At 60.9% G+C, this 18,001-nt stretch carries 13 protein-coding genes; 4 read left to right on the forward strand and 9 right to left on the reverse strand.

Annotated elements, in window-relative coordinates; genetic code table 11:
* Positions 1–90: 90 nt before the first annotated feature.
* The 3 genes from entF to fes are packed head-to-tail and all read right to left on the reverse strand — an operon-like array spanning position 91 to position 5,367.
* Positions 91–3,948, reverse strand: coding sequence for an enterobactin non-ribosomal peptide synthetase EntF (gene entF, locus DBY73_RS20115; protein ID WP_112012913.1), 3,858 nt, complete (start codon positions 3,946–3,948; stop codon positions 91–93).
* On the reverse strand, positions 3,945–4,157 hold the full coding sequence (locus DBY73_RS20120; RefSeq protein ID WP_112012915.1) for an MbtH family NRPS accessory protein: 213 nt from the start codon (positions 4,155–4,157) through the stop codon (positions 3,945–3,947). The genes entF and DBY73_RS20120 overlap by 4 nt, the downstream gene beginning before the upstream one ends.
* A gap of 10 nt (positions 4,158–4,167) precedes the next feature.
* Positions 4,168–5,367 (reverse strand): enterochelin esterase, encoded by a 1,200-nt coding sequence (gene fes, locus DBY73_RS20125; RefSeq protein ID WP_112012918.1) that lies wholly within the window; start codon positions 5,365–5,367, stop codon positions 4,168–4,170.
* 254 nt (positions 5,368–5,621) lie between these two features.
* Here fes and DBY73_RS20130 point away from each other — a divergent pair, with 254 nt between their 5' ends.
* Together DBY73_RS20130 and entD are read left to right on the forward strand one after the other, a co-directional pair.
* A complete protein-coding gene (locus DBY73_RS20130; protein ID WP_112012920.1) occupies positions 5,622–7,859 on the forward strand; it encodes a TonB-dependent siderophore receptor in 2,238 nt (745 codons plus the stop codon).
* A gap of 107 nt (positions 7,860–7,966) precedes the next feature.
* Positions 7,967–8,635 (forward strand): enterobactin synthase subunit EntD, encoded by a 669-nt coding sequence (entD, locus tag DBY73_RS20135; RefSeq protein WP_112012922.1) that lies wholly within the window; start codon positions 7,967–7,969, stop codon positions 8,633–8,635.
* Here the strand turns inward: entD and DBY73_RS20140 are convergent.
* The 4 genes from DBY73_RS20140 to DBY73_RS20155 are packed head-to-tail and all read right to left on the reverse strand — an operon-like array spanning position 8,598 to position 11,951.
* The gene (locus tag DBY73_RS20140; RefSeq protein ID WP_112012924.1) at positions 8,598–9,437 is read right to left on the reverse strand and encodes a metal ABC transporter permease; all 840 of its coding nucleotides are present in this window, start codon (positions 9,435–9,437) and stop codon (positions 8,598–8,600) included. The two genes, entD and DBY73_RS20140, sit on opposite strands and share 38 nt — an antisense overlap.
* Entirely contained in the window at positions 9,434–10,282 is an 849-nt protein-coding gene (sitC, locus tag DBY73_RS20145; protein WP_112012926.1) for an iron/manganese ABC transporter permease subunit SitC, read from the reverse strand. Before sitC ends, DBY73_RS20140 begins: the two co-directional genes overlap by 4 nt.
* Positions 10,279–11,091, reverse strand: coding sequence for an iron/manganese ABC transporter ATP-binding protein SitB (gene sitB / locus DBY73_RS20150; protein ID WP_309300361.1), 813 nt, complete (start codon positions 11,089–11,091; stop codon positions 10,279–10,281). Before sitB ends, sitC begins: the two co-directional genes overlap by 4 nt.
* A complete protein-coding gene (locus tag DBY73_RS20155) occupies positions 11,088–11,951 on the reverse strand; it encodes a metal ABC transporter substrate-binding protein (RefSeq protein WP_258458755.1) in 864 nt (287 codons plus the stop codon). Before DBY73_RS20155 ends, sitB begins: the two co-directional genes overlap by 4 nt.
* Before the next feature lie 365 nt (positions 11,952–12,316).
* On the opposite strand from DBY73_RS20155, the gene DBY73_RS20160 reads away from it, so the two are divergent.
* Positions 12,317–13,294: a DUF1852 domain-containing protein gene (locus DBY73_RS20160; RefSeq protein WP_112012932.1), complete on the forward strand. Its 978-nt coding sequence runs from the start codon at positions 12,317–12,319 to the stop codon at positions 13,292–13,294.
* A 27-nt stretch (positions 13,295–13,321) separates the two neighbouring features.
* Positions 13,322–14,353: a methionine synthase gene (locus tag DBY73_RS20165; RefSeq protein WP_112012934.1), complete on the forward strand. Its 1,032-nt coding sequence runs from the start codon at positions 13,322–13,324 to the stop codon at positions 14,351–14,353.
* A 69-nt stretch (positions 14,354–14,422) separates the two neighbouring features.
* Here the strand turns inward: DBY73_RS20165 and DBY73_RS20170 are convergent, their stop codons facing one another.
* Positions 14,423–15,403 carry a fimbrial protein gene (locus DBY73_RS20170; RefSeq protein ID WP_258458751.1) on the reverse strand — a complete coding sequence of 327 codons (981 nt, stop codon included), beginning with the start codon at positions 15,401–15,403 and terminating at the stop codon, positions 14,423–14,425.
* Between the two features lie 76 nt (positions 15,404–15,479).
* Positions 15,480–17,843, reverse strand: a complete 2,364-nt coding sequence (locus tag DBY73_RS20175) for a fimbria/pilus outer membrane usher protein (RefSeq protein WP_112012938.1) — start codon at positions 17,841–17,843, stop codon at positions 15,480–15,482.
* Between the last annotated feature and the right edge of the window lie 158 nt (positions 17,844–18,001).

The following is an 18,001-nucleotide window of genomic DNA, read 5'->3' on the forward strand; positions in this document are numbered from 1 at the left end:
CCCTCACCCTGACCCTCTCCCCAAAGGGGAAAGGGGACGATTACACCCTCTCCCCTTTGGGGAGAGGGCTGGGGTGAGGGGCTTTTGACGTTATCCCAATATCTCCTTCAGCACCGGCCCAATCCTCTCAAACGCCTGCGGTGAAATGATGTCCACGTGGGCACAGTCCTGGCTGTACACCTCAAGCTCCGCTACCCACGGCGCCCAGGCGGCCTGCGGATCCATCGTGCGCGTGCGCTCGGCGACAAACAGCGTCGCCTTGCCGTCAAAGCGCGCGCTGTGCGCGGTGGTGAGCAGGCGCACCGCATCGGCGTAGTTGCCCTCGATGGCGTTAAACAGCTCGCTGCTGCCCTGCCCCTGCTGCGCGGCGATAAACGCCTGACGCTCGCGCTCGATTTCCGCCAGCACCTCCGGGTCGAGGCCGTTGGCCTCTTTTTCCGCCCAGTTCTGCGTTTCCGGCGGCCAGGTATCCAGCAGGCCAAGGAACGCCACCGCTTCGCCCTGCTCGCGCAGACGTGCGGCGATGCCCTGCGCGAGCGTACCGCCCAGCGAGTAGCCGAACAGATAGTACGGGCCCTGCGGCTGCTGCTTGCGCAGCGTGTTCAGGTGATGCTCAATCACGCCGTCCAGATCCCCACGCTGCTGCATCGGCCCGTTCGGGCGTGGGGACTGGATGCCGGTAATCGACCAGCGCGGGCTGAGGTAGCGCGCCAGCACGCTGAACTGCCAGGCAAAGCCGGACGCCGGATGGAAGCAGAACAGCGTCGGGCCGGTGCTTTCGCGCAGCGGCAGCAGGGTTTCATAGCCAAGACGCTGCGCCTGCTCGTCGCTCATCTGAGAATCCAGCAGCGCGCCAAGCTGGCCGACCGTCGAGGCAACCATGATCTGCCCCGGCGTGACCCTGCGGGCAAACGTCCGGCTGAGCTGTGCCGCCAGGCGCATCGCCAGCAGCGAGTGACCGCCGAGGGCAAAGAAATCGGCGTCAATATCGTTCACCTCGCAGCCCAGCAGCGCGGAAAACGCCTGCGCCACGGCGTGCTCGGTTTCCGTTTCCGGCGCGCGGCCGGAGGTTTTACTCGTCAGCTCCGGCAGCGGCAGCGCCTTGCGGTCGAGCTTACCGTTGGCGCTTAACGGCAGCGCGCTGAGTTGCACCAGCACCACCGGGACCATGTGCGGCGGGAGCTGCGCCTTAAGCGATTCCAGCAGCGCATCGCGATCCAGCGGTAAACCCGATTCAGCGACAACGTAGCCCACCAGCTGGCGGGCATCCCCCCCCGTGGCCGCCGCCTGGTTGAAGACGCACGCGTGCGCCACGGCCTGCGCCACGTCAGGCAAGGAGAGCATCGCCCTGTCGATTTCGCCCAGCTCGATGCGCTGGCCGCGAATTTTAAGCTGGTCGTCGCTGCGTCCCAGATATTCTACCGCGCCGTTGTCCAGCCAGCGGGCGACGTCGCCCGTGCGGTACATGCGCTCGCCGGGGGCAAACGGATCGGCGATAAAGCGGCTGGCGGTGAGATCGGGCCGCCCCAGATACCCCTGCGCCAGCTGGATCCCGGTCAGGTAGAGATCGCCCGCCACGCCGAACGGCACCGGGCGCATCATCGCATCCAGAATGCGCAGCCCCGTGTTCCACACCGGGAAGCCGATCGGCACGCTGTTGCCCTCCACCGCCGCCAGTTTCGGGCCATACGCCGGATACCAGCTTACGTCGACCGCCGCTTCGGTTGGGCCGTAGAGGTTGTGCAGCGGCGCGTGGGTGAGCTGTTCCCACTCGCGGCACAGCGCCGTCGGCAAGGCCTCGCCGCTACAAAACACCTGCTTCAGCGTCCTGCAACAGCCGACGTTTTCCGGCGTGAGGGAGGCGACGAACGCCGCCAGCATCGACGGCACGAAGTGGGTGGTGGTGACGCCGTGCTGCGCAAAGAAGCTCTGCATCGCCAGCGGATCGCGGTGCGCGTCCGGCTCGGCCATCACCAGCTTCGCCCCGGCGATAAACGGCCACCAGAACTCCCAGACCGAGACGTCAAAGCTGCACGGCGTTTTTTGCGCCACCACGTCCCGCGCGGTGAGCGGATAGTGGTTCTGCATCCACATCAGGCGGTTAACGATGGCGGTATGCCCCACCATCACCCCTTTCGGACGCCCGGTCGACCCGGAGGTGAAGATGATGTACGCCGTCTGCTCCGGTTTCGCCAGCCGCAGAGGCTCGCTGCCCGCAGCAGGTAAAAGCATGTTGTAACTAAGAGAGGCAATCGGCAGATCGCGAAAGCGCGAGCGCTGCTCGTCGGTTGTAATCAGCAGCGACGGCTTTGCGTCCTCCAGCATCATCCGCAGGCGGTCGTCCGGGTAGCCGGTGTCCAGCGGCAGCCACGCGGCGCCCGCTTCGACGATGCCGTGCAGCGCCAGCGTCAGGAACACCGAGCGCGGCAGGGCCACCGCCACGCTGTCGCCCGGCTTCACGCCGCGCGCGCGCAGCAGGTTTGCGAGCGCGACGACCTGCTCGCGCATCTCGCGGTAGTTCAGCGCAATGCGCGCATCCGCCAGCGCGGGGGCCTCCGGCGTTCTGCGCGCCTGCTCTTCCACCAGATCCGCGAGCGTGGTGGTCGGCAGCGCCACCCCGGTATCGTTAATACGCGCGATCTGGGCGTACTCCTGCGCAGAAACGGTTTCCACCTCGCCGCAGCGCAGATCCGGGTTCGCCGCAAACTGCACCAGCATCGCGTTCAGGCGGGCCGCGTGGCGGGCAAGCGTCGCCTCGTCGTAGCGCTGCTTATTGGCAAGGATATCAACGCTCAGGCCGCCCTGTTCGTCCGGGAACAGCGCCAGCTCAAGATCGTTCACCGGGCCGGTTGCCAGCGTGTGGGTGATGGCCTCAACGCCCGGGATATCCAGCTGATAGTCGAACACCTTAACGTTCAGTACCGGACCAAACAGCGCCTCATCTCCCGCCGCCTTTCCGGCGTCGCGAACGATCTGCTCGGCGTCGTAGCGCTGGTGGCGGCGCATTTTTTTCAGCTGGCCCGCAAGGCGCATCGCCAGCGCCGGCAGGCTCTCCTGCGGCGCGATGTTCACCGCCATCGGCAGCACGTTCAGCACCGGGCCGGTCGCGGTCAGCGCCGCGGAACCCATGCGGCGCATAAAGATAAATCCGGCGGCATAGTCCAGCCGCCCGGTCAGGCGGCCAAGCCATAGCGCCACCAGCGCGAGCGCCAGATCGGTGCCCTGCACCGGCCCTGCCGCCTGCGAAAGCTGGCGAAACGCGTGGCCGTCGGCCGCGATCCTCATGCGCAGAATATCGGTCGTTGCCGCCCGTCCCGGGAGCGGCGCAGAGGAGAGCGACACCGGAGGAGGAAGCTGCCTGCGCTGTTCGGCCCAGAAGGCACCGTCGCGCGCGTAGGCGTCACTGTCGCGGTAGCGCTGGTACTCTTCTACCACCTCGGCAAATGGCGTAAACGGCGACGCGGGGGTTGGCTCCCCGTTTTGCCACGCGCGATAAATAGCGGCGATCTGGCGGGTAATGGCCGGGAAGCTGAAGCCATCCACCACCAGATGGTGATAGCGCTGATACCAGTACCAGCGGCGTTCACCGACCTGAATCAGCTGATGAAAGGCCAGCGGCTGGCCGCCGTCGACGCGCAGATTCTGGTTGAGATCGGCTTCCATCAGCGCCACGGCGGCGGCGTGGGAATCAACGCGAACGATAGGCGGTTCGGGCAGCGTCATGGCGTCGTCCACCCACTGCCACACCTCGCCGTTATCCTCGGCAAAGCGGGTGCGCAGCGTGTCGGCCTGCCTCATTCCTTCCACAACGGCGCGCGCCAGCAGCGGCGCGTCAATGTCACCGTGTAGCTCGGTGTAGTGCGCCACGCTCCAGGCGTTCGGCAGCGTGGAAAGCTGTTCCGCCATCCAGATGCCCGGCTGGGCGGCGACGAGAGGAAGACGGTTCATGCGCTCTCCCTCGCGTACCAGGTCGGTTCAAGGGTTTGCCAGCGCCCGGCCAGCCACTGCTGGCAGGCCTCCTGGGACTGCGCTTCGCACACCACGCGCCAGCCCGCCGGCAGCGCGCACTGCTGGGGCCACAGGCTGTATTGCCCCTGGTCATTTTGCAAAATGGCGAAAAGTCCCTGCGGATCATCGAAAGGATTGCTGAATTGCATACAGGCTCCGTTATTGAGTAAGCGGCTGCCACAGGGTCATCAGGCCCTGCGTTAGCCCACCGCGCCAGCACAGCGCGTCGTGTCCACCGTCAACCTCGCGCCAGACAACCTGCTGCGCGCGCTGAAGCTCGGCGTAAATCGCCTGATTCGCGCGGAAGATCAGCGGCTCGTTGCGCCCGGCCTCAAGGACGATGCGCAGGCCGCCTGCGGTTTTCTCACCGGCCTTCAGCTGTTCGACGAGCAGCCCGTCCTGCGCCGCGCCGCGGTGCGGCCACCAGTAGGAGCCGGACTGGCTAAGCACGCAGCCAAAGCGCTGCGGCCAGCCGAGTGCGGCATATAGGGCGGACAGGCCGCCGAAGCTTTGCCCCGCCACGACGGTGCGGTCAGCGCGGTCGCTGAACGGCGCGGTCGTTTTTACCAGGGGAAGAAGTTCGTCCTGCACCGCCAGCCAGAAATCGGGGTTGCAGGGCAGCTCGCGGCTGCGGTGCGCGGTATCGATGACGTCGATCAGCACGTAGACCGCGGGCGGCAGCTTTCCCGCGTTCGTAAGCGACGCCAGCGCGGGCCAGACGGGCATGCTTTCGGCCCAGAACTGGCCGTCGAGCAGCACCGCCAGCGGACGGTCCGGAGTCGCTTCACCGGTGGTGAAGATCCAGACGCGGCGACGGTTGCCCAGCCGCTCGCTGCGCCAGTCGATAAGAGCGGGCGGGTTAAATGGCGTATCGGGACGGTTCCAGCCGGGCTGCTCGGGGGCGTTGGGCATTTCAAGCGCGGAGACCGCATGGCCGCGCCCGCCGCGCCAGCTGTGGGGATTGAGGGAGTCAGAAACCGCATGCGGCAGTAATTTTCGCCAGCCTTCGCGCAGCGCCGCGCGGTCAGGCTGCTCGCCGGCAAACACCGCATCGGCAAAATCATCTTCATTTACGGAGGGGATGAAACAGTAGCTGCCGCGCCACTCGGGGCTGAACTCGCCCTGCCACTGCCAGACGTCGGTATTAGGAATGCGCGCCAGCGACTGCGGGCGGGCATTTTGATGGTGATCGGTCACGCCGGTGACGTACAGCCAGACGCGCTTTATCGGTGAGGCGTCCTGCGCGCCCGCCGGGTCGCGCCACCAGAACGTGACGCGATATTTCTCCTTTTCACGTACCCATTCGGGCCCGTGCTTCGACTGCCACCAGGCTTCACTTCCCGTTGTTAACGCCGTCACCCTTATAACCTCATGCCTTACGCGTCTTTTTTTGTTACAAGACAAATTTTATTGATAATATTATTGATAACTATTTGCATTTGCAATAGCGTAGTGCCCGCGCTGTGGGAAGCGCGCTCATAAAATAACCATGCCACGCGTTGTGTGCGCTCGAGGACAGGGCTGCTTACGCAACAGGCGGATGACAACTTGCCGCCTCCTCTCCCCTTCGGGAATGGAGCCAAGGGGATGCGGCACGAAAAGCAGGACGTACAATGAATAAGAAGATTCACTCCCTGGCCTTGCTGGTCAACGTAGGGATTTACGGCGTTGCGCTGCCGGCGCTGGCCGACGACAAGGCCGCCGCACAGCACGAAGATACGATGGTGATTACCGCAGCCGAGCAAAACCTGCAGGCGCCGGGCGTCTCCACCATTACCGCCGATGAAATCCGTAAAAACCCGCCCGCCCGCGACGTGGCTGAAATCATCCGCACGATGCCCGGCGTCAACCTCACCGGGAACTCCACCAGCGGCCAGCGCGGCAACAACCGCCAAATCGACATTCGCGGCATGGGGCCGGAAAACACCCTGATCCTGATTGACGGCAAGCCGGTGACCAGCCGCAACTCGATTCGCCTGGGCTGGCGCGGCGAGCGCGACACCCGCGGCGACACGGGCTGGGTACCGCCGGAGATGATCGAACGCATTGAGGTCATTCGCGGTCCTGCCGCCGCGCGCTACGGCAACGGTGCCGCGGGCGGCGTGGTGAACATCATCACCAAAAAATTCGATAACCAGTGGCATGGCTCCTGGAACACCTATTTCAACGCGCCCGAGCACAAGGACGAAGGCTCAACGAAACGTACCAACTTCAGCCTCAGCGGCCCGCTGGGCGGCGATTTCAGCTTCCGCATGTTTGGCAACCTGGATAAAACCCAGGCCGACGCGTGGGACATTAACCAGGGCCACCAGTCTGAACGCACCGGCACCTATGCCAATACGCTTCCTGCCGGACGTGAAGGGGTGGAGAATAAAGACATCAACGGCGTGGTGCGCTGGGACTTCGCCCCAATGCAGTCCCTGGAGTTTGAAGCGGGCTACAGCCGCCAGAACAACCTCTACGCGGGCGATACCCAGAACACCAACAACGACAACGCGCTGGTGAAGAAAAACTACGGTAAAGAGACCAACCGTATTTATCGCCAGAACTACGCCGTGACCTGGAACGGCGGCTGGGATAACGGCATCACCACCAGCAACTGGGCGCAGTACGAACATACGCGCAACTCCCGTCTCGGCGAGGGGCTGGCGGGCGGCCTGGAGGGGCTGTTCAGCAGCGATAAATTTACCGATACCGACCTGGCCGACGTGATGCTGCACAGCGAAATCAACCTGCCGATTGATTTCCTCGTCAACCAGAACCTGACGCTGGGCACTGAGTGGAACCAGCAGCGCATGAAGGACTCGACCTCCTTCACCCAGACCCAGCAGGGCGGCACCATTCCGGGCATGAGCGACGACCGCAGCCCGTACACCTCGGCGGAGATTTTCTCCCTGTTCGCGGAAAACAACATGGAGCTGACCGACAGCACCATGCTGACCCCGGCGCTGCGCTTCGATCACCACACGATCGTGGGCAACAACTGGAGCCCGTCCCTGAACCTGTCTCAGGGCCTGGGCGATGATTTCACCCTGAAGATGGGCATCGCGCGCGCCTACAAAGCCCCGAGCCTGTACCAGACGAACCCGAACTACCTACTCTACAGCAAAGGCCAGGGCTGCTATGCAAGCTCCGACGGCGTGGGCTGCTACATGATGGGTAATGACGATCTGAAAGCCGAAACCAGCATCAACAAGGAGATTGGCCTTGAGTGGAAACACGACGGCTGGCTGGCGGGCGTGACCTGGTTCCGCAACGATTACCGCAACAAGATTGAGGCGGGCTATGCGCCCATCGGCCAAACCTCATCCGGCAAAGTCACCACGGATATTTACCAGTGGGAAAACGTGCCGAAGGCGGTGGTGGAAGGCCTGGAAGGCTCCCTGAACGTGCCGGTTAGCGACACGATTAACTGGACCAACAACATCACCTACATGCTGCAGAGCAAAAACAAGGAGACCGGCGACCGCCTGTCGATCATTCCTGAATACACCCTGAACTCCACGCTGAGCTGGCAGGTGCATCAGGACGTGTCGCTGCAGTCGACCTTCACCTGGTACGGCAAGCAGCAGCCGAAGAAATACAACTACAAGGGCCAGCCCGTTACCGGCTCGGAGAAAGACGAAGTCAGCCCTTACAGCATCGTCGGCCTGAGCGCGACCTGGGACATGACCAAAAACGTCAGCCTGACCGGCGGCGTGGATAACGTCTTCGACAAGCGCCAGTGGCGCGCGGGTAACGCCCAGACCACCGGCAACGCCGCGACCGGCGCGTATATGTACGGTGCGGGGGCGTATACGTATAATGAACCGGGTCGGACCTGGTATATGAGCGTGAATACGCGCTTCTAGGTAAAAGCAAAATGGCAACGACGTTGCCATTTTTTATGTTCGCTCCCTCTCCCTGTGGGAGAGGGCCGGGGTGAGGGCATCAGGCTGCACAATTCAGAAGGAAAACCATGCACACAGCCCACAGGACATTTTCTCTTGCCGGACACACCGTTCACCGCGTCGACTTCGCTCCTGAAACCTTCACCCACGCCGATCTCCTCTGGCTCCCTCACCATGCGGAATTTTCACACGCTGCCCCAAAGCGTAAAGCCGAACACCTGGCCGGACGCATCGCCGCCGCCCGAGCGCTAACGGCGCACGGCATTACGGCTGTACCGGGAATCGGCAGCAGCGGCGAGCCGCTGTGGCCCGCCGGGTTTAGCGGCAGCATCAGCCATACGTCGCGCTGCGCGCTGGCGGTGGTGTCGACGAACGCCCTCACGGGCATCGATGGCGAAATCATACTTCCCGCAGACGAAGCCGAAGACGTTAAGGATGGCATTATCGGCCCCGCCGAGGAGCCCCTGCTGCGCGCGGCGGCGCTGCCTTTTGCCCAGGCCCTGACGCTGACGTTCAGCGCCAAAGAGAGCCTGTTTAAAGCGCTTTATCCCACGGTCGGCGAGATGATGGGCTTTGACTGCGCCCGCGTCACCGCGCTGGACGACGAGAGCCTGACGCTGGCTCTCGCCCGCCCGCTGGCAGGCTTTGAGGAAGGCTTCACGTTCAGGCTGCCCTGGCTTCGCGAGGGCAGCATGCTGATCACGCTGCTGCACTCTGCTCCCGCCGCTTCGCGCTGAGGCTGGTCGCCGTAAAGGTGACGATAAACACCAGCGCGAACAGCACCACGATGGTCGGCGCGGGCGCGCTGTCAATGTAGAAGGAGAGGTAAACGCCGCTGACGCAGGTCAGCATCGAAATCGCCGTTGCCGCCAGCAGCGCGGCGTGAAAGCGCCGGGTGAGGAGTACGGCAATCGCGCCCGGAGCAATCAGCAGCGAGATCGACAGAATAATGCCTACCGCCTTCAGGGTCGCCACAATCGTCAGCGAGACCATGCACAGCAGGCCGTAGTGCAGCCAGCGGGTGCGCAGCCCGCTGGCCTGAGCCTGCTGGTAATCAAAGCAGAACAGCAGAAAGTCGCGCCACTTCAGGCCGATAATCAGCGCAATGCCCGCCGCCACGATCCCGCTTTGCAGCATGTCCACGTCGTTGATCCCCAACATATCGCCAAACAGAATATGGTCGAGATGCACCTCCGGCTTTACCGCGATGTATAAAATCAGCCCGACGGCGAACATGCCGGAGAAGACGATCCCCATCACCGTGTCCTGCTTGATGCGGCTGTTGTCTTTCAGATAGCCCGTCGCCACCGCGCAGAACAGGCCGGCCACGAACGCGCCCAGCGCCAGCGGCAGGCCCATCATCCACGCCAGCACCACGCCGGGAAAGACCGCGTGGCTCATGGCGTCGCCCATCAGCGCCCAGCCCTTGAGCACCAGAAAAACAGACAGCAGCGCGCAGGGGATTGCCACCACCAGCGAAATCAGCAGCGCGTTGTTCATAAACGCAAACTGGAACGGTTCAAGGAGCAGCGCGATCATGGGTGTGCCTCCAGCGCGCGCCTGCGGCTCGCCAGCAGGCCGTGCTTAGGAGCAAAGACGAACGCCAGCAGGAACAGCAGCGTTTGGGCGACCACGATAATACCGCCGGTCGCGCCGTCCAGATAATAGCTGGCCCACGCGCCGAGGAAGCTGGTGATGCTGCCAATGGCGACGGCTATCATCAGCAGGCGCGGAAAACGATCGGTTAACAGCCACGCGGTGGCACCGGGCGTGACGACGAGGCAGATCACCAGAAACGCGCCGACGGTTTGCAGCGCCGCGACGGTGGATACCGCCAGCAGCGTGAAGAAAAGCACTTTTAACCGCTCCGGGCGCAGGCCGATAGCGCGCGCGTGGTTCTCATCGAAAAAGGTGACCATCAGATCTTTCCACTTCACCAGCAGCACCAGCATCGACACCGCGCCGATAATCGCCAGCTGGACGATGTCCTCCGGGGCGATCGCCAGGATATTGCCCAGCACGATCGTCTGAATATTTACCGAGGCTGGATTAAGCGACACCATAAACAGCCCGAGCCCGAAAAAAGAGGAGAAAATCAGCCCGATAATGGCGTCCTCTTTCAGGCGGCTGCGCTGGTTAAGAAACAGCATGCTGCCCGCGGCCAGCCCGCCGGACAGGAACGCCCCGAGCGCGAACGGCAGCCCGAGCATATAGGCCCCCGCCACGCCGGGGACGATAGCGTGCGACAGGGCATCACCAATCAGCGACCATCCTTTGAGCATCAGGTAGCAGGAGAGAAAGGCGCACAGGCCGCCGACCATGGCGGACACCCACATCGCGTTCAGCATGTATTCATAGCCAAACGGCTCAAGCAGCGCGTTCATTTCGCCTCCTGACGGAGGGCCACAAACGGTCGTTCGTCGTCGGTGATGATGCGCTCTTCCGAGCCGCTGAGCACCACGTGGCGCAGCACGCCGCTGAAGGCGCGCTCGAGGTTGTCCGCGGTGAAGGTCGTCTCCGTCGGCCCGCTTGCCAGCACCGTCCCTTTGACCATCACCGTGTAATCGCAAAAATCCGTCACGGAGCCCAGGTTGTGCGTCGACACCAGCATGGTCTTGCCCTCGTCGCGCAGCTCGCGAAGCAGGCTGATAATTTTGGCCTCGGTCTTCACGTCTACCCCGGTAAAGGGTTCGTCGAGCAGGATCACGTCCCCCTGCTGGGCGATGGCGCGCGCCAGGAAGATGCGCTTTTTCTGCCCGCCGGACAGTTCGCCGATTTGCCGGTGGCGAAGGTCGAGCATATCCACCCGCGCCAGCGCCTCGTCAACCGTTCGGCGGTCGTGCGCCTTCGGGCGCCGGAGCATGCCCATGTGCCCGTAGCGCCCCATCATCACCACATCTTCCACCAGCACCGGAAATGACCAGTCCACCTCTTCCGTTTGCGGCACGTAGGCAACAAGGTTTTTGCGCAGCGCCTGCCGCGTCGGCATGCCGAGAATGGAGATGCTCCCGCCCGCAAGGCGGACAAATCCCATAACCGCCTTAAACAGCGTCGATTTACCGGAGCCGTTCACCCCGACCAGCGCGGCGATAGAGCCGCCCGGCACGCTGAACGACGCGTTGCGCAGCGCCGTGTGCCCGTTGCGGTAGGTCACGGTCACGTCGGTGACGTCAATCCCCTTTTGCATCATCACTCCTTCATGCCGTCGTTGATGCCCTGCACCAGCGTGCGGGTGGTCACGTTGAGCAGGTCGAGGTAGGTCGGCACGGGGCCGTCTTCCGCGCTCAGGGAGTCAACGTACAGCACGCCGCCGTAGTGCGCCCCCGCCTCACGCGCAACCTGACGGGCGGGCTTATCGGAAACCGTGCTCTCGCTGAATACCGCCGGAATGTGATGTTTCTTCACCAGGTCGATCACCTTGCGCACCTGCTGCGGCGTGCCCTGCCGATCGGCGTTGATCGGCCACAGGTACAGCTCCTTCATGCCCAGATCCCGCGCCAGATAAGAGAAGGCACCCTCGCTGGTCACCAGCCAGCGCTTGTCTGCGGGGATCGCCGCCACCTGCTTGCGCAGCGGCTCGAGGGTGGCGGTGATCTTCTGCCTGTAGGCTTCAGCGTTGCGCTGGTACGTCTGCGCATTGGCCGGATCGTATTTCACCAGCGCGTCGCGGATGTTGTCGACGTAAATCAGCGCGTTATCCGGAGACATCCACGCGTGGGGGTTCGGCTTGCCGTCGTAAGGCCCTTCGGAAATGCCCATCGGGGTGATGCCCGTCGTCACCACGGCTTCGGGCACGCCGTTCAGGTGCTGATAAAACCGCTGAAACCACAGCTCAAGGTTCATGCCGTTGGCCAGGATCAGCTGCGCCTTCTGGGCGCGCTTAATGTCGCCGGGCGTCGGCTGATACTCGTGAATTTCCGCGCCCGGCCGGGTGATTGAGGTCACGTCTGCGGCGTCGCCCGCCACGTTTTTCGCCATATCCGCTATGACGGTAAACGTGGTGATGACCTGGAATTTTTCCGCTGCTCGCGCGCCGGCGGAGGTGGCCGCCATGAACAGCGCGCTCAGCAGCAGCGCTTTCAATCCTTGCATTGGGTGCATCGCAGAAGTCTCCTGAAGTGGTTAAAAAGATACCGAAATTAGCCTTAGCTATATTGTATAGCACAGGCTATATTTAAATGAAAATAGTTATCATTATTGGTTTTTGCCGCAACGGGTGACGCTGCGCGGAACGGGTGCCGCCGCCCCGCCCTCTCCCCATCGTGAAGTTTGTTCATCTTCAGTGAAATTAAATCACTGTTCGCCGCCCGGTGACTCTGACATAAATAACGTAATGTTATTAACCTTCGGCAATATTGAAAATATTGTTTTATAGAATCGCACCAGATTTTATATTCGTGCCCGGGACACCCTTTACGATGACAAAACCTTTTGCCTTCACCATAAAAAGCATTCGTTTTGATGAAGACTATAACCCTTCAAAAAATACGCGTATTACCACAAACTTTGCGAATTTAGCGCGCGGAGAAAGCCGTCAGCAAAACCTGCGCAACGCCCTTTTAATGATGAATAACCGCTTTAACTCGCTGGCGAGAAAGGATAATCCGAACGGCGATCGCTATGCCGTCGAGCTGGATATTATCTCTGCCGAGGTGGATATTAACGGCAGCGGCGAAACCTTCCCGGCCATTGAAATATTGAAAACCACGATTATCGACAGGAAGACGAACGAACGCACTGAGGGCATTGTGGGGAATAATTTCTCCTCCTACGTTCGCGACTATGACTTTAGCGTGCTGCTGCCCGAGCATAATAAAAACCGGGACACCTTCAGCCTGCCGGAAAATTTCGGCGTGCTGCACGGCAATTTGTTTAAGCATTTCGTTAATTCGGATGAATATAAACGCCATTTTTCACAGCAGCCGACGATCTGCCTGAGCGTATCGAGCAAAAATGTCTACACCCGCACGGGCTACGTGCACCCGGTGTTAGGCGCTGAATACCAGCAGGATGCGCCCTCGCTCACCGATCTCTACTTCAGCAAAATGGGCCTGAAGGCTCGCTTCTTTATGCCGGAAAACAGCGTTGCGCCGCTGGCCTTTTACTTCGCCGGTGACGTGCTCAACGACTACAGCCCGCTGCAGCTGATCGGCACCATTAGCACGATGGAAACCTTCCAGAAGATTTATCGCCCGGAGATTTACAACGCCAACTCCGCGGCGGGCGAGCGCTACCAGCCCAGCCTGGCGAACCCGGACCACTCCCTGACGCGGATTGTTTACGATCGCGAGGAGCGCAGCCACCTGGCCGTTGAGCAGGGGAAATTTACCGAAGCGCATTTCATTCAGCCGAATAAATCCCTTCTTGAACAGTGGTCCGCCGATTACGCGCTCTGATTTACCGAACACACAAGGTTATTGATGATGAAAAGATTGTTACCTACCTCAACCGCGGGCAGCCTGCCGAAACCCTCCTGGCTGGCGCAGCCGGAGACGCTCTGGTCGCCGTGGAAACTGCAGGACGAGGCGTTAATTGAGGGCAAACAGGATGCCCTGCGCCTGTCCCTGCTGGACCAGCTCCACGCGGGAATTGATATCGTCAGCGACGGCGAGCAGACGCGCCAGCACTTCGTCACCACCTTTATTGAGCACCTGAACGGCGTGGATTTTGAGAAGCGCGAGGTGGTGAAAATCCGCAATCGCTATGACGCGAGCGTGCCGACGGTGGTGGGCGCGGTATCGCGCCTGAAGCCGGTCTTCGTTGAAGATGCGACGTTCCTGCGCAGCCAAACCGCGCAGCCGATCAAGTGGGCGCTGCCCGGCCCGATGACCATGATCGACACCCTGTACGACAGCCACTATAAAAGCCGCGAAAAGCTGGCCTGGGAGTTTGCCCGCATCCTTAACCAGGAGGCGAAAGAGCTTGAGGCGGCGGGCGTGGACATTATCCAGTTCGACGAACCCGCGTTTAACGTCTTCTTTGACGAGGTGAACGACTGGGGCGTCGCCGCGCTGGAGCGCGCCGTTGAAGGGCTTAAATGCGAAACCGCCGTACACATTTGCTACGGCTACGGCATCAAGGCCAACACCGACTGGAAAAAAACGCTGGGATCGGAGTGGCGTCAGTACGAAGAGGCGTTCCCGAAGCTGCAAAAATCGAGCATCGACATTATCTCGCTGGAGTGCCAGAACGCCCGCGTGCCGATGGATTTAATTGAAATCATTCGCGGGAAAAAGGTGATGGTCGGCGCGATTGACGTGGCGACAAACGCCGTCGAGACGCCGGAAGAGGTGGCGGCCACGCTGCGCAAGGCCCTGCAGTTTGTGGATGCCGATAAGCTGTATCCGTCCACCAACTGCGGCATGGCGCCGCTGCCGCGCAGGGTAGCGCGCGGCAAGCTGGCCGCGCTGAGCGCGGGGGCAGACATTGTGCGCAGGGAGCTGCTGGGGAAATAAGCATAACGATCGGACAGAGGTAAAGGGGGGCCAGATGGCCCCCTTTCGCTTATCGCCGCGAAGAATGTGCTAGCGGTAGGTCAGGGTGAAGGACGCCGTGGCGCTCACCGAGCCTGACCGCGCATTCGCTGAAGTCATGTAATACGCGGCCTTGAAGGGGATATTCACCACCTCCCCCGGCGAGGTGGTCGTGCCGTATTTAATTAACTTACCGAACTGTACGGGCGCATCATTGTATTTCAGCTGAATGCCCAGGCCTTTTGCCGTCGAGCTGCTGTTTAACCCCAGAACGCCGTTGGCAGCATCGGCAAGCGGGCTGACGTTATCCAGCGTTACATTCACCGCGGTCTGTTCACCACAAATCAGCGGGATGGAAAACGTTACCGGATTCTGGGTGCTGCCCACGCCGTTAAACTTCGGCAACAGCGCAATCCCCATATTGATATTCAAATTTTTATCTTGAATCTGACAGGATGCAGTGCTGATGTTTATCGGCGAAAAGATATATTTATAAAGCGGCAGGCGTTTAATGTTATTACTGACCGGCGTGCTGTATTCCATATTTAGCGTCAGCGCCGGTATTGAGCCCGTCGCGGGGGTCGTGCTGGTTTTAATCAGCTCGAAGGTATCCGTGAACGTTGATACGCCATTCTGGAGGATCCCTCGCCTCCAGCTCGCATTATTGAGGTTCATCCGGGTGACAAACTCGCTGCTTTGCGTGGTGCTGGAAAAGTTCTTCCAGCGGATGCCGATGCCCGGAACCTCCGTCGCCCGCACGTTGGCCAGCGGCGAGGCGCCATAATCCGCATTCGTCCCCGAGAGCTGAATAAACCACGAGCCATCATATCCAATTTGCTGGCCCTCAGGATCACACGTCATGGGGTTAACGGTGGTGATCGTCGCTAAAACCGTTCCAACGGGCGCATCCCGCTGAACGACAATATTCCGATCAACGTTCACCGCGACGTCGTTTGCAGAACACAGCGCAAAAGCATTCAGAGATATAGCGCTTCCCACTGCAGCCGTCGCGATTTTCATTACGGTGGACATCATCTGTTCCTTCATTTAGGTGAGGCGTAGGCCTTCTCTCGCCAAAGTCATCATGCGCATCGAGGCCATGAGAAATTTAACGGCATGCCGCGGTGGTACGCTGAATTTTCCCCGGTAAGGCGTTCAAGGTTATTTTGGCGCGGCAGGTTTTCGCCCCCCACCTTACCGTGATAGTGTCCCCGTCATTCAGGCCGCTCATATAAACCTCGCCATCGCTTCCCACAATGCTCATCGTGTCGCTTTCGTTAAGCTTTACCATTGCGCCAAAGGGCACCGGCGAGTTTTGATACAGGAGCGTGATCAAGGCCCTGTACCCCGTTCGCGCGTTGAATGTCGCGCGCACCACGGCACCGCGCGTCGGCACAACGTTGACCACGGATTCGGCCACATCCACGTCCGGTCCCAGCGAACCGGTGTCTATCGCAATCCGGTTTTCCTGGTAGGCGCTGGCATAGGGCACCACCGCGTAGCCGCGCCAGTCCGTTCTAACGCCGGGGTTGTTGCGTACCCTTACGCCGGGCGCGCCCTGCGCCTCCAGCAGCACAACGGTATCTCCCAGCGGCTGCGAGAAGGTCACGCCGTGTTCATGACCCACGATCCCCCCCTGCAGGCCGAAGTTCAGCTGGCTATTCTGTCGGCTATAGTTGTAACCCGCGCTCACGGTGCCGTAGCCGCCCTTATAGGTTCCACTCACGGCGCTTCTCGACTCCCCGCCCGACGAGGTATAGCCCTGCTGGACCAGGTAGCTCAGGTTGTTATCGGCAAGCGCGGTGCCGCTCAGCCCCACCTGATGCGTTTCAGGACCGTTCTTTTGCATATTCACGCTGTAGCTGGCCCAGCTTTGCGGTAGCCATTTGCTCAGCGGCACCTGCAGGCTAAAGGCCAGAATCTGGTCCTTACGATTTTTGCCCGGCGTTTCACTGTAGGTGTAGCCGAGCGAGTAGTTGATGTCGCTGATACTGGTGTTAAAGCCGGTGCTGACGTTGCGCTCATAGCCTCGCTTGCTCCAGTAGTCCTGCTGATAGGCCGAAATATAAAAGTTTCCCCAGCTCTGCAGCGACTGGCTGAGGTTGAGCTGCAGTCGGCTTCGCTTGTTGTAGCGCTGGCTGCTAAATTCATTCACTTCCTGGAAGGTATAAAACCCTTCCGTAGAGTAGCGATAGCTGGCGAGCGTCACGGTGGTATCGGTCGTCGCCACCGTTTTCGAATACTGCACGCGATAGGACTGCCCGCGGCTGCGGCGTTTTTTCTCATCATCAAGCTGGCTGTCGGCAACGGTAACGTCCGCCGACAGCGAGCCAATGTCGCCAAAGCTGAGGCCGGTACCGAGCACGCCGGACGCATAGTTGCTCGCCCCCAAAACGCCGCCGTACAGCGTGAGATGGTTGGAGAGGCCATAGGCCAGCGTGCCCAGGCCAAATGAGGGGGTTTCCGCGCCATGCTTCGTTGTTCGATACTCCCCTGCGCTCAGCGCATACTTCACGCGGCCTTCCCGCAGCATGACGGGAACCGCCGAGAATGGCTGTACGAAATGCTGGACGCTGCCGTCGGCTTCGGTGACGACAATGTCCAAATCGCCGCTCGCCGAGGTAGGATAGAGATCCCGAATTTCAAAGCTGCCGGGCGCCACGTAGGTTTGATAGACCGTATAGCCGTTTTGCTTCACGGTGACCGTGGCGTTGGTGCGGGCGATCCCTCGAATGATAGGAGCGAAGCCGCGCATGCTCTCCGGCAGCATGGTGTCATCGGAAAAAATCTGCGCACCGCGAAACATCACGCTGTCAAACACGTCGCCTGGGGTACTGGTTTCCCCCACCTGGAACTGCCCCCTCAAAAACTGGACGTCGCGGCTCAGGGTCGTATTCAGCGACGAAAACGACTGTTTTCCGTTGTTCTTGGTCACGGTGCTGTAGTTGCGCAGGCGCCACGGCCCCGCGTTAATACCGCTTTGCAGGTTGGTATAAAGCTGATCCTGCGCCTCACCGTCCCGGCTCCAGCTGCGCGACCCGTTGATGCTGTAATTGACCAGCAGCGCAGAAATGCCCTGGTTCCAGAGCGACGGATCAACGGTGCCGCGCGCGCGCGCGTTGAGCGCCGATTGCGGGATAGAGATGTCCAGCCTTTGCCTGTCAAAATCCAGCCGGGCGGTAGCGTCCGGTATGAATGCGCCGGGATCGGTAATAATCGTCTCGACCGGCAGCATGGCTAATTCAGGAAATGCTTTAACCCTGACGCCGAGCGACTCAAGCTCTCTGCGGTTAAGTTCCGGCGCCAGCCCGATGCCGTTTACAGGAACAAAAGAGATATTTTCCGTTCGGATATAATTTTCATTAAGCCAAATTTCTACCCTGTAGGTGCCGGGTAACTGCTCTCCGCGCTCGAAGCGGCCCAGATCGATGCCCTGGGAAGTCGAGTGTATTTTTTCAAGCGCATCGGCCATAAAATAGAGTTCGCCCGCGCCTGCGGGAAAAACGCCCGAAATAAAAAGCGCTATCGTCGAGAGTCGACTTACGCGGTGAGGCCACGAGCCAGAGAAAAAACCATATCGAGAATAAGAAACAATATTCACTTTGCTTACCTGCGCGAGTGACATAGCGT

The organism is Enterobacter sp. RIT418, from assembly GCF_003057745.1.
GTDB lineage: Bacteria > Pseudomonadota > Gammaproteobacteria > Enterobacterales > Enterobacteriaceae > Enterobacter.

Bases quoted from the DNA above. Each gene is read 5' to 3' on its own strand.
- DBY73_RS20120 (WP_112012915.1), bottom strand. From the start codon at position 4,157: ATGCAATTCAGCAATCCTTTCGATGATCCGCAGGGACTTTTCGCCATT.
- DBY73_RS20140 (WP_112012924.1), bottom strand. From the start codon at position 9,437: ATGATCGCGCTGCTCCTTGAACCGTTCCAGTTTGCGTTTATGAACAAC.
- entF (WP_112012913.1), bottom strand. From the start codon at position 3,948: ATGAACCGTCTTCCTCTCGTCGCCGCCCAGCCGGGCATCTGGATGGCG.
- DBY73_RS20175 (WP_112012938.1), bottom strand. From the start codon at position 17,843: ATGGCCGATGCGCTTGAAAAAATACACTCGACTTCCCAGGGCATCGAT.
- sitC (WP_112012926.1), bottom strand. From the start codon at position 10,282: ATGAACGCGCTGCTTGAGCCGTTTGGCTATGAATACATGCTGAACGCG.
- DBY73_RS20130 (WP_112012920.1), top strand. From the start codon at position 5,622: ATGAATAAGAAGATTCACTCCCTGGCCTTGCTGGTCAACGTAGGGATT.
- DBY73_RS20165 (WP_112012934.1), top strand. From the start codon at position 13,322: ATGAAAAGATTGTTACCTACCTCAACCGCGGGCAGCCTGCCGAAACCC.
- entD (WP_112012922.1), top strand. From the start codon at position 7,967: ATGCACACAGCCCACAGGACATTTTCTCTTGCCGGACACACCGTTCAC.
- DBY73_RS20155 (WP_258458755.1), bottom strand. From the start codon at position 11,951: ATGGCGGCCACCTCCGCCGGCGCGCGAGCAGCGGAAAAATTCCAGGTC.
- DBY73_RS20160 (WP_112012932.1), top strand. From the start codon at position 12,317: ATGACAAAACCTTTTGCCTTCACCATAAAAAGCATTCGTTTTGATGAA.
- DBY73_RS20170 (WP_258458751.1), bottom strand. From the start codon at position 15,403: ATGTCCACCGTAATGAAAATCGCGACGGCTGCAGTGGGAAGCGCTATA.